The organism is Amedibacillus sp. YH-ame6, assembly GCF_053848845.1.
This window is the reverse complement of record NZ_JBSPEZ010000005.1, coordinates 128,745-136,714: the sequence shown is the minus strand read 5'-3', so window position 1 is coordinate 136,714 and position 7,970 is coordinate 128,745. Positions and strand designations below refer to the sequence as shown.

Here is a 7,970-nt window from a genome sequence, read left to right as displayed (position 1 = left end):
TTCATTCTTAATTCAACCTTTCTCATAATGACCTCCCTTAAGGAGATATTATATACTTTTATTAAATTACATTGGGACATTTTCAATATTGATACATTGAGACATTATCATTTTCGAATGAGAGTGAATCTTTTCATAACTTAAGTTTTATTTGACAAATACGTGCTTTCTATATATAATCATAGCGATATGGCAATGAAGAGAAAGTACTTTTATAAAGCATGTGTTAGAGAGTTCCGGTTGGTGAAAAGGAACCATGAGGTATAGGAAGAAATAAAGACTTGGAGCCTTCCAACAGGACGTTTATTCACGTTACGAATAGACTTTAATTAGTCACTAAGACCGTATAGGCAACTATATGGTGAATTAGGGTGGTACCACGATCAAGCTCTCGTCCCTATGAGGAAGAGAGCTTTTATTATACACAGGAGGAACTTATGGAAAAGCTAAGTGAACAAGAAACAATACGTCGGCAGAAAATGGAAGAGCTACGCGAAATGGGAATTGAACCATTTGGTCAAGCATACGCAAGAACTCATAAATCTGGACAAATTCGTGCAGAATATGAAGACTTCACAAAGGAAGAATTGGTAGAAAAGAACGTAACTGCGAAAATTGCGGGACGTATTATGACAAAACGTCGTCAAGGTAAAGCGGGATTCATGCACATCCAAGATATCGATGGACGTATGCAAATCTATGTACGTAAAGATGTTATTGGTGAAGAACAATATGAAATCTTTAAGAAATCTGATATCGGAGATATCGTAGGTATTGAAGGAACTATCATGAAAACTGATCATGGTGAATTATCTGTAAAGGCTGGAGTGTATACACATTTATCGAAAGCACTTCGCCCATTACCTGAAAAATTCCATGGTTTACAAGACGTAGAAGAACGCTATCGTCGTCGTTATGTCGATTTGATTATGAATGACAACAGCAAACGAATTGCGTTAACTCGTCCTCGTATCATTCGTGCAATCCAAAATTTCTTGGATAACCAAGGTATGGTAGAAGTAGAAACTCCAGTATTACAACCAATCTTAGGTGGAGCAACTGCACGTCCATTTGTTACACATCACAATACATTGGATATGCCATTTTACTTACGTATTGCGACAGAATTACCATTGAAGAGATTGATTGTTGGTGGATTAGAAGGTGTTTATGAAATTGGACGTTTGTTCCGTAATGAAGGAATGGATGCGACACATAATCCTGAATTTACTACAGTAGAAGCATATTTAGCATACTCTGATTTAAATGGCATGATGGATCTTGTAGAAGGTTTGTTGAGCAATGTCGCAGAAAAAGTATGCGGTACAACTGAAATTGAATGGAAAGATAAAGTGATTTCATTAAAAGCTCCATTCAAAAGAGTACATATGGTAGATGCCATTAAAGAAACTAGTGGCGTTGATTTCTGGAAAAAAATGAGCTATGAGGATGCATGTGCTTTAGCAAAAGAACACAATATCGAAGTAGAAAAGAAACATAACAGTATTGGACATATTATCAATCTATTCTTCGAAAAGTATGTAGAAGAAACATTGATTCAACCTACCTATGTATATGGACATCCTGTTGAAATTTCTCCATTAGCTAAGAAAAATATGGATGATTCAAGATTTGCGGATCGTTATGAATTATTCATTGATGGAAAAGAATACGCGAATGCATTCTCTGAGTTAAATGATCCAATTGATCAAAGAGAACGTTTTGAGAACCAATTGAAATTGCGTGATCTTGGAGATGATGAAGCAAATGAAATGGATGTTGACTATGTAGAGGCATTAGAATATGGACTTCCTCCAACAGGTGGAGTAGGGCTAGGAATTGATCGTCTTGTGATGTTGTTGACCAATTCTGAAACTATCAGGGAAGTTTTACTCTTTCCACATATGCGATTACAAAAATAGTTTGTACAGTTTCATATAAGTATCATATAAGCGAAAAAGCGCGATGAATAGGGCGTTATTTCCGTATACAACATGTATACAGGAAGTAGATAAATATCATTGATTTTGCCATAAATTGATGAAAATGTCGTGAATTTTCCGTGAAAATGCCGTGAGAAAGATCAGTTATTAGATTTAATAATTGGTCTTTTTTAATTTGTGGCACAAGTATTGATGTGATAAGATAACTAATAGAAGAGGACAAATTTCAATTTATAGGACTAGGGAAATTAGACTTTGATGAGATCTTTCGGTATAACTGCATATATGACAAATTAAATCTAGACAGAATGAGGAGGGGAAACGATGGAACGAAATTTATTGGTTGGAAATGGTATTAATATTCAATTTGGAGGTGTTGATGTATATTCGAGTTCTGCAATAATGAATAGAGTAGTCAAAAACATTAAGGCAGGAAAATATACAGCTTTAATTGATAATTCCCTGTCACCAGATGAACAACTTGGTTTTATGCAAGGTATGGTAGATATAATTAATCAAATTAAAGATGGTAAACATAGAGATAATGCAGATGGTTTATTTATGCTTATGGAATTGGATAGGATTTCAAGAACATATCCAGTTAATAGTACTATTACATCTGTTTTTTTAGAGGATTATTTTTTGGCATTTGAGATATTCAATAATCAATATAGGGCTGAGGATGGTGAGAAGCAAAGCGAAGTATATAGAAAAACTTTGTTTACATATTTTCGACAAGTGCTAGTCGATGGAATTTATAATGAGGGGGCTATCAATGACGTTTTCAAAAATTTCTATCCAGGAATGAATAGATATATCGATAGATTTGACAACATCTTTACGACAAATTACGATTCTAATTTAGAAAATATATTGGGTAATTCGGATAAAGTGTTCCATCTTCATGGAGAATTTGAAAAGCTGGCACCAGAATATGATGTTACAAGTTTATATTACAATAAACATAAAACTGAATGTGATTTGTTAATACATAATAAAATCCCAAATTATGAACACATTTACGGTGATGAAATTATGAGTTGGTCATGGCTGGACAAATATGGAGGATTAATTGAACCGGATACAAAACGCAAGGAGGATTTGTTCGAATCCATCAGTGGACAGTTGGAGATATTAGGATTATCACCAACAAATGATGAACATCTATTTATGCTCATAAATAACAACTCAAAAATTACGTCAGTTGTATATTATTATTTTAATGACACGGATAGGTGTGAATTATCACATCACATCAAGAAACCTGTAACATATAAAAAAGTAAAAAAATTATGGAATACTATGCAATAAGATGCAACAAATAATAGCTTTCTTTACTATCTTCATGAAGAGAACAAATTTAATGAAGAAAGTTTAATAGCACTTTGCAGTTATTTTCATGAATTGAACAGTATAACAGTTATTGAATTAAGGCAATTGTATTTTATACTTTAACTATATTTTGCTTTATATTCAAGAATAGACTTTATCAAAATAATATTTTATAATGACAATAGGAGGAGGGGTGAGATATGAAGAAGTTACTGTGTTTAGTATTACTTGCTACAATGATAGTTGGATGTTCATCCAAAGAAAAAGAGGAAGATAAAGTAGGTGCAAATAGCAATTTGATAACGCAGATGTTGGATGATGTGGACAATAACAAAAAAGATGGAGAGAAAGATACTCCTAGCACAACAGATGAAGAAAAGAAGGATAATGGTGCTAATGATGGAGGCACTGAGGCTAAGACTGATGAGACAACAAAGCCAAAGGATAATAACTCAAATCAAAACTCTGGTGGATCTTCAAGTGGAGGACGCAACAATACTTCACAAGAGAAGCCCGTAACACCTACACCACCTAAGGAAGAAAAACCAACACCTCCAGTAGAAACTCCAGCACCGCCTATTAATCAACAAGCAAAGGCGGATCAAGTTTTTGCACAAATCAATGCATATCGTCAACAGAATGGGAAAGAACCATTTGCTTACTCATCTCTTTTAAAAAGCCAAAGTGATGCTCATGCACTTGCGATGGCGACAAGAGAAGCCTTATGGCATAGTGGAGGAGCAGCTGAGTGTATAACAAACTATGATGATCCATTTAATGCATGGAAGAACTCACCAGCACATAATGAAATACTCTTATGCAACAATACCGAAGCTGCGGTGGGAATATATTACTATAATGGATATTATTATTCAGTATTTCAATGTCAATGGTAAACGAATAATTAGACAACTCAATTGTGGGTTGTTTTTTTTATACTCTAGAATAGAAAGGATGAGATATTATGAACTATTATAAGGTTGGATTCTTTTAGGGCTTTATGCCCTAATTTATAAAATTGAATACGATTTATCGAGCACAGTTATTTACATATATCTGTGCTCTTTTTTTATTTATAGGAGGAAACTTATGAAAGAGAAAATAAAAAGATGTATTAGAAAAGGAATTATTACTTGTGCGACTATTATGATGGTATTCACATCAACGTTTAATACAATATCAACAGTTCATGCAGCAGAAGAAAAAGTATACTTTGAAGTCAATAAGGCAAGTGAAGTCATCAATGAAGCAAAGAAACATCTAGGAAAACCTTATGTATGGGGTGCTGCAGGTCCAAATTCATTTGATTGTTCAGGATTTGCAAGTTATGTTTTCAAACAAGTGGGTTTGAAATTTAATGCAGACCGTTTCACAACCAACTCTATTGAGTCCTATTTGGATGGCTTAGGAGTCACAAGTTACACTTATAGTACAAATGAGGCTAACCCAGCTAATACAAAAGTAGGGGATATTATATTGTATTATGATAGTACAGGTGAACCTATTCATATGGGAATTTACATGGGTGATGGAAAAGTCATTCATTGTGCAGCAGAAATGCCATCAGGTCCACAACAACAAGTTATGATTAGTAATGCAGATGCACTAGGAAATAAGCATGGATCAAGCATCATTACGTATCGTGCATTTAGAGTGTTTCCTGAAGATGGAGGCGTTCGTTTATTGAAAACGGATGAATTTGGAAATCCATTAGCAGGAGTCACATTTAGAGTTACATATCCAAATGGCACAGTTAGAAATATCACCACAAATAGTGTAGGGGTATGGGATACAGACGAGCTTGGCTTAAAACCACAAGTAGGAACCTATTCATATCAAGAAGTATCCACAAAAGAAGGGTATTTATTAGATACTACTGTTCGTACATTCAAGATTGAAGCAGGTGTGAAAGCAGAAGCCAATGTAGTCGTTGTCACAAATAAAGAACCTAGCGGAGAAATTAAAGTCATTAAGACTAATATGAATGGAGATCGTGTCGCAAATACAACTTTCAATGTATATGCAAATGAAACCATTAGAAATAAGGCTGGTTCAAAAGTATTCTATTCAAAAGAACAATTGGTTACAACAATTACAACCAACAGCTCTGGAGAGGCAACTACCCCTAAATTACCACTAGGAAAATATAAGATTACAGAAACACAAGTACCTGATGGATATGTGTTGAATACATACACATTCTATGCAGAACTTTTGTACAAGGATCAAGTAACTTCATTAGTCACTGCATCTACAACTATTCAAAATGAAGATCAAAAGGGAAAGGTTATATTAAAGAAGGCTTTTGATACATCACTAGTAGGTGGAATGACAGGAGATGCAACGCTTGATGGAAATCAGTATGCATTGATCGCAAAAGAAAAGGTTATGAATGTTGCAGGTACGATCAAGTATTATGAAAAAGACCAAATCGTTGCCTATAAAACAACTGATAAGAATGGTGAAGTATCTTGGGATAACCTTCCATTAGGGAAGTATTACATTCAAGAAATCGATACCAATAATTCCTTACAATTGAATCAAAATATTATTGATGTCTCAGTTGATTATGCAGGACAGACAGTAACGAAAACAACAGTCAATAAAACAACTTCTGATAAGTTGAATATGCAAAAGATTCAGATATTCAAAAGTGGTGAAGACTTTGGATCATCGGGAGTCTATGAAGGATTACAAGGTGTTGAGTTCACTTTTAAATTGAAAAGTGATGTAGATAAACTAGGGTGGAATGCAGCGAAAGTTTATGATGTCATTACGATAGGCAAAAAGGGAAATGCAACAACTAAGTATCTTCCTTATGGAGTCTATCAAGTCAAAGAAACAAAGACACCAGCAGATCATACTCCTGCACCAGATTTTACTGTGACAATAGATAAGAACTATACATTCTATCCTAGTGATGAACAAGTTCGTAAAATCAATGTTAATAATGCACCATTATCAGCACAAGTAAAACTGGTAAAAGTTGATTATGATTCAGGTAAAACTGTTACTTTGAATTCGGCTAGTTTTAAAATTAAAGATGAAAAAGGGAACTATATTGTTCAAAAGGTAGGTGGTGTTAAAATTGACACATTCACAACCAACAGTAAGAATCACATCGTTTCTATCTTTGGTAAAGAAGGAGAAACGACTCTTCCATTAAAACTGTATGCTGGAAATTATACAATTGAAGAAATTAAAACTCCATCGGGCTTCTTGGAACTAGAGGCACCTGTGAAATTTACAATTAAGAATATCTATGATATGGATATGGATGAAGATCAAGAGCCAATGATTACTGTAAAAGTGAAGAACAGACAACCGATGGGAAGTCTTATTATTCATAAAACAGACAAAGAAACAGCTAATCCACTAGAAGATGTTGAATATGAATTGGTCGCAAAGAAAGATATTGTAAGTTCTATTGATGGTACTATTCAATATAAAGCTGGTGATGTTGTATGTAACGGGAAGACAAGTGCAACTGGAGAAATCATCATCAATGATTTATTTATGGGAGAATACCAACTGAAAGAAACGCTAACAAATGAATCGTATGTATTATCAGAAAAAATAGAAGATGTCATTTTTGAAAAGAAAGATGATTTTACTAAACATTATGAAATCGCTGTTGATTATACAAATATTGCGCCAATAGGCGAAATTCATCTAATGAAAACTGATAAAACAACAGGAGAAGCACTAAGTGGTGTTATTTATCAGTTAACAGCCTCAGAAGATATTTATTCTTTGGATGGAAGAAACACATTGCTTTATGCCAAAGGCGATACGGTAAGTAAAGATATCTCAGAAAAAGGGTTATATATGACCAATGAAGCAGGAGAAATCCATATTAGCGATTTACCACTTGGTAAATATGAATTGAAAGAAGTAAAAGCGTTAAATTCCCATGTAACAGATAAGACTATATATGATATTGATCTTAGCTATGATGGAAGTCAACGCACAATTTATGCAAGGACGTTGATTCTAACCAATGTGAAAACTACAGTGGAGTTATTTAAAGTAGATATTACAAATGGCAAAGAGCTTGCAGGAGCATCCATGACACTACAGGATAGTGAAGGAAATGTTATTGAAACTTGGACATCTAGTGAAGAGTCTCATATTATGCGTGGCTTAGAGGTAGGAAAGAAATATACATTGATTGAGGATACTGCCCCTTTAGGATATGTCAAAGCAGAAAGTATTACATTCACAGTTCAAGATACAGAAGAAATCCAAAAGATAACAATGAAGGATGATATCATCAAAGTTGAAATATCTAAGCAGGATTTAACTACAGGTTATGAGTTATCAGGCGCAAAGCTTCAAATTCTAAATGCGAAGAATGAGGTTGTTCGTGAATGGATTACTGATGGACAAAAGACCATGATAGATCGATTACCAGCAGGACATTATTTCTTGAAAGAAGTAGAAGCACCAAAAGGTTTTGAAATTGCAGAAACAGTAGCATTTACAGTTAAGGAAACAGCAGAAGTTCAAAAGGTCGTTATGAAAGATAAACGTAAACCAATTGAAACTGTGCATACAGGAGATCAAACGATGTTATTACCAATTATTGCAGTATGTTTAGGTGCGGGGATTGCAGCCTTCGTCTTGTATCGTAAATCAAAAAAGAATTAAGATAATTAAAAAGTATAAAGATACTGATCAAAGGAGGTGAGAAGT

General features: G+C 34.2%; 4 protein-coding genes. All 4 read left to right on the top strand.

The genetic code is table 11. From position 1 onward, the window contains the following. The first annotated feature begins 437 nt into the window (after nucleotides 1-437). The 4 genes from lysS to ACWG0P_RS05800 all read left to right on the top strand — a co-directional run bounded on the left by lysS (nucleotide 438) and on the right by ACWG0P_RS05800 (nucleotide 7,925). Complete coding sequence (lysS, locus tag ACWG0P_RS05815) at nucleotides 438-1,922, top strand: lysine--tRNA ligase (RefSeq protein ID WP_455800922.1); 1,485 nt, start codon at nucleotides 438-440, stop codon at nucleotides 1,920-1,922. Nucleotides 1,923-2,267: 345 nt separating this feature from the next. Further along, complete coding sequence (locus ACWG0P_RS05810) at nucleotides 2,268-3,254, top strand: hypothetical protein (protein WP_455800921.1); 987 nt, start codon at nucleotides 2,268-2,270, stop codon at nucleotides 3,252-3,254. A gap of 221 nt (nucleotides 3,255-3,475) precedes the next feature. Further along, nucleotides 3,476-4,171, top strand: coding sequence for a CAP domain-containing protein (locus tag ACWG0P_RS05805; protein WP_455800920.1), 696 nt, complete (start codon nucleotides 3,476-3,478; stop codon nucleotides 4,169-4,171). A gap of 193 nt (nucleotides 4,172-4,364) precedes the next feature. Further along, complete coding sequence (locus tag ACWG0P_RS05800) at nucleotides 4,365-7,925, top strand: SpaA isopeptide-forming pilin-related protein (protein ID WP_455800919.1); 3,561 nt, start codon at nucleotides 4,365-4,367, stop codon at nucleotides 7,923-7,925. Nucleotides 7,926-7,970 lie beyond the last annotated feature (45 nt).

What these genes read in the sequence shown, in the direction of transcription:
- lysS (WP_455800922.1), top strand. Translation starts at nt 438, where the DNA reads ATGGAAAAGCTAAGTGAACAAGAAACAATACGTCGGCAGAAAATGGAA.
- ACWG0P_RS05810 (WP_455800921.1), top strand. Translation starts at nt 2,268, where the DNA reads ATGGAACGAAATTTATTGGTTGGAAATGGTATTAATATTCAATTTGGA.
- ACWG0P_RS05805 (WP_455800920.1), top strand. Translation starts at nt 3,476, where the DNA reads ATGAAGAAGTTACTGTGTTTAGTATTACTTGCTACAATGATAGTTGGA.
- ACWG0P_RS05800 (WP_455800919.1), top strand. Translation starts at nt 4,365, where the DNA reads ATGAAAGAGAAAATAAAAAGATGTATTAGAAAAGGAATTATTACTTGT.